Below are 3857 nucleotides of genomic sequence, written 5' to 3'. Positions count from 1 at the left end.
GCGGGGCCCCAGCCGCTCCAGCAACTGCACCAGATGCGGCAGCGAGCGGCCCAGCCGGTCCAGCCGCCACACCGCCAGCGTGTCGCCCGGCCGCAGCCGGGCCATGGCCCGGTCCAGCCCGGGGCGCGAGCTGGCGGCGCCAGAGACGCCGCGGTCGTTGTAGATCTTGTCGCAGCCCAGCCGCTCCAAGGCCTGGATCTGCAAATCCAGATTCTGGTCTCCGGTGGAGACCCGTGCATAACCAATCATCATGAGAAACACCCCTTGGGGGAAGGGGGAGACGCCGAGACGCTGGTCTGCGACCAGGCCCCATGGCGTACGCCCAAAGTTGACAGAACGGGTCCTATCTGTCAGCGGGGTGTTTCGGCTCCACACGCCTGTTCAATCAGAGCGTAGTAACGACTTGGTTCGGATGCTTACACAACGGACCCATTGTGTACCCATCCCCATGCCTCTCGCCTGAACCAGACCATTTGCGGTCCGCCCCACGGGGCGCTTTCCACCGGGTTCCGGCGCAAGCCGCCGGCCCGTGCCATCTCACCCCGGCCAGCCAGCCGCTGCGCAGTGCCGCGCAGGCGCGGCTGCGCTGCGTGCAAGGGCCCGCGCGGCCGCCGCAGCGGCGTGTCGTGTTTTCCAAATGGCCCGCGCGCATCGCGACGGGCGAGGGCATGGCGCCGCTCCAGGCCGGTGCGAACGGAAGCGTCGCGCCGTTACTGCGTTTGCGCCGGCTCGATGCGCACCACCACGCGGGCGCCCGGCATTGCGGATTCAACGCGCCTCTGCAGGGCGCGCGCCACCAGCCCCTGATCCCCATCGCGAGCGTGCCCCACACGGCCAACGCGCGCCCGACGTCCGTGGCGCATCGCAGCGCCTGAGCCCTTCCATCGCATCAACACACGACAACTGAAAGGCGAATGCCGTGAACAAAATCTATCGAAAAGTCTGGAGCCGGGCGCGCAAGCAATGGGTGGTCGCTTCGGAAGTGGCCAGCAATACAGGGGCAGGGAATGGCGGTGCGGGCGGTGGTGTCGGTACGTCGCGACGCCTCATGTCTGCGCTTCGGCGTGCGCACCGTGTGCTGGGTATCAATCGTAAGGAATTGGGCGTCGGGCCATTTGGTCTGGGACGAGCGCGGCTGATGGGCGTGTCCACTGCGGCGATCGCGACTGTTCTAATGTGTGCAGGAAGCGCGCAGGCTCAGGTTTTTGTCAATAACGGTGGCAATGGCGATCGGGTTTGTACTGAAGTATATGATGGAGGTCCGAACGCCTCAAATATACAGAGCGTTAATAACTATGTGCAATGTGATCCTTCGGGCCGCGCTACCCAGACACAATGGTCGACGTTCTTTACTTACGGCGGAAATGCGGAAAGTTTGAGCCTGGGAGGGCAACTCTTTGTAAACCAAGGGCGGATTGGCGTTACTGACGTGGCTGGTGGTACCTATTCCATGCGGATGGGTAGCCTATCAACCTTAAATAACTCTGCCGGTGCAAACGCTATCGCGATCGGATCTGCGCAGACATCAACGTCTGATGGGGCATCCTCTGGTGCTACCCTTGCTACCGGAAACAAGGCAATTGCGATTGGTTCTTCGGCAAAGGCGGCGAGTTCAAACGCCATAGCAGTCGGGGCCATCACTTCGATTGATGGCAACTCAGGCAATTCGACGGCCATGGGTGTAGGAAGCGGCGTGACCTTCGCGCAGAACTCTGTCGCGATTGGAAGTAGCGCCAAGGTTAATGGTGCAAGCAATGCTGTGTCTGACGCGTCTGTCGCTATCGGTGCTGGGGCGACTGTTGGATCAAATGCTGCGAATTCCATTGCTCTTGGCGGCGGCCAGGTAGTTAGCGGCGCTAAGAATGCGATCGCACAGGGTAATGGCGCAAACGCTGCCAATGCGAATGCCATAGCCATTGGACACGGCGCGACGACTGGGACGACGGCTCCAACAGTCGGTACCACGGACACTTCGGGTATCGCGATCGGCGGCGGTGCGTGGTCGAACTGGGGCGTAGCGATTGGCGATCAAGCTAAGACCTCGACGAGTGGCTATGGGGTGTCCATTGGACGCCAGACATCGACTGGGCTGCGTGCCACGGCGCTTGGTTTCACCAGCGCCGCGTCAGGGACTGGCTCAGTTGCCATCGGTGACTCCTCGCAAGCTCAGTCCGATCAGTCCGTCGCGATCGGCTCGCAGGCGACGGCAAAGGGCGGCAAGGCCGTTTCGATTGGCGCAGGTAACACCGCCAATGGCGATGGCGCTGTCGCGATCGGCGATCCGAACAACGCGACCGGCGCCGGCGCTGTCGCGCAGGGCAAGGATAATACCGCCAACGGCGATGGTGCCGTTGCAATCGGCAACACCAACGACGCTGAGGGCCAGGGATCGGTAGCGCTTGGTATCAAGTCGTCCACTACGAGTGCAGGAGGCGTAGCGCTGGGCGACACTGCGGCTGCCAAGGCCAGGAATGCCATGGCGCTTGGCTCCAACGCTGTCGCGAACAACGCCAACGATGTGGCGCTTGGTGCGGGTTCGACAACCGGGGCTGCATCGTCGCCTTCGAGCGGCACGATCGATGGAACGACCTATCAGTACGCAGGCGTCAATCCGGGCAGCGTCGTTAGTGTCGGATCGCAAGGCAATGAGCGGCAAATCACCAACGTCGCTGCAGGCAATCTCAGCGGCAGTTCGACGGATGCGGTGAATGGATCTCAGTTGTTCGCGACCAATCAGGCGGTCAACGGCGTAGGCAAGCGCGTGGATCAGCTTGGCAACTCGGCGGCGTCGGTCTTGGGTGGCAATGCAGCCTACGATCAAGCCACCGGCAAGCTGAGCATGAGCAACGTCGGCGGCACAGGCGAGAACAACGTCAATGACGCTATCGCCTCGGTCGCGGCGACTGCCAACACCGGATGGAACGTCCAGGCGAACGGCGACACGGCCACCCAGGTGAAGCCGGGTGATACGGTCCAGTTCAAGGACGGCCAGAACATCAAGATCACCCGCAACGGCGCGGACATCACCGTGGCGACCGCCGATGATCTGAATGCAACGTCGCTCACCACCGGAAACAGCAAACTCGACACCAATGGCCTGACCATAGCCAACGGCCCGAGCGTGCTCGCCTCCGGCATCGACGCGGGCGGCAAAAAGATCACCAATGTTGCAGCGGGTGACGTGTCATCGTCGTCGACCGACGCGATTAACGGTTCGCAGCTCAACACCACCAACCAGAACCTGAACACGGTGGCCTCGAACACCAGCAAGTATCTCGGCGGCGGCGCTGATGTGGCGAACGGCACGGCTCCGAGCTATTCGGTCGGTGGCTCGACCTACAACAACGCCGGCGACGCCTTCTCGGCAATCGACAGCGGCAAGTCGGGTGTCGTCCAGCGCACCAGCACGGCCGATGTCACGACGTTGGTGGCAAGCGGCGGCACGGCGGCCAATCCGGGTAACGCCCAGAAGCTGACCAACCTCGCAGCGGGCGATCTCTCGTCGTCCTCCACTGACGCGGTCAATGGTTCGCAGCTTTATGCGGTTCAGCAGACGGCAAATGCCGGCTGGAACGTCCAGGCGAATGGCGACACCGCCACTCAGGTGAAGCCCGGCGATACCGTGCAGTTCAAGGACGGCCAGAACATCAAGGTCACTCGCAACGGCACGGATATCACCGTTGCGACCGCAGACGATCTGAACGCAAATTCGATCACCACCGGCAACAGCAAGCTCGACACCAATGGCCTGACCATCGCCAATGGCCCGAGCGTGCTCGCCTCCGGCATCGACGCGGGCGGCAAGAAGATCACCAGCGTGGCGGCCGGCGACGTCTCGTCCTCTTCGACCGACGCCA

3 protein-coding genes and 1 pseudogene are annotated in these 3857 nt (G+C 62.6%); 2 read left to right on the top strand and 2 right to left on the bottom strand.

From position 1 onward, the window contains the following. A partial coding sequence (locus tag D588_RS0119400; RefSeq protein ID WP_017917167.1) for a recombinase family protein occupies positions 1–252 on the bottom strand: 252 nt, incomplete at its 3' end. A 374-nt stretch (positions 253–626) separates the two neighbouring features. Here D588_RS0119400 and D588_RS0119395 point away from each other — a divergent pair. Next, positions 627–875, top strand: coding sequence for a hypothetical protein (locus tag D588_RS0119395; RefSeq protein WP_150409840.1), 249 nt, complete (start codon positions 627–629; stop codon positions 873–875). A gap of 568 nt (positions 876–1443) precedes the next feature. On the opposite strand, the gene D588_RS28615 is transcribed toward D588_RS0119395, so the two are convergent. Further along, complete coding sequence (locus D588_RS28615) at positions 1444–1677, bottom strand: hypothetical protein (protein ID WP_223875609.1); 234 nt, start codon at positions 1675–1677, stop codon at positions 1444–1446. Between the two features lie 16 nt (positions 1678–1693). Between D588_RS28615 and D588_RS28020 the strand changes: the two are divergent. Beyond that, positions 1694–3857, top strand: a pseudogene (locus tag D588_RS28020) (hypothetical protein); the annotation flags it as partial.

The sequence above is a fragment of the Xanthomonas sp. SHU 308 genome (assembly GCF_000364645.1).
Lineage (GTDB): Bacteria > Pseudomonadota > Gammaproteobacteria > Xanthomonadales > Xanthomonadaceae > Xanthomonas_A > Xanthomonas_A sontii.
This window is presented reverse-complemented; position numbering and strand designations above follow the sequence as displayed.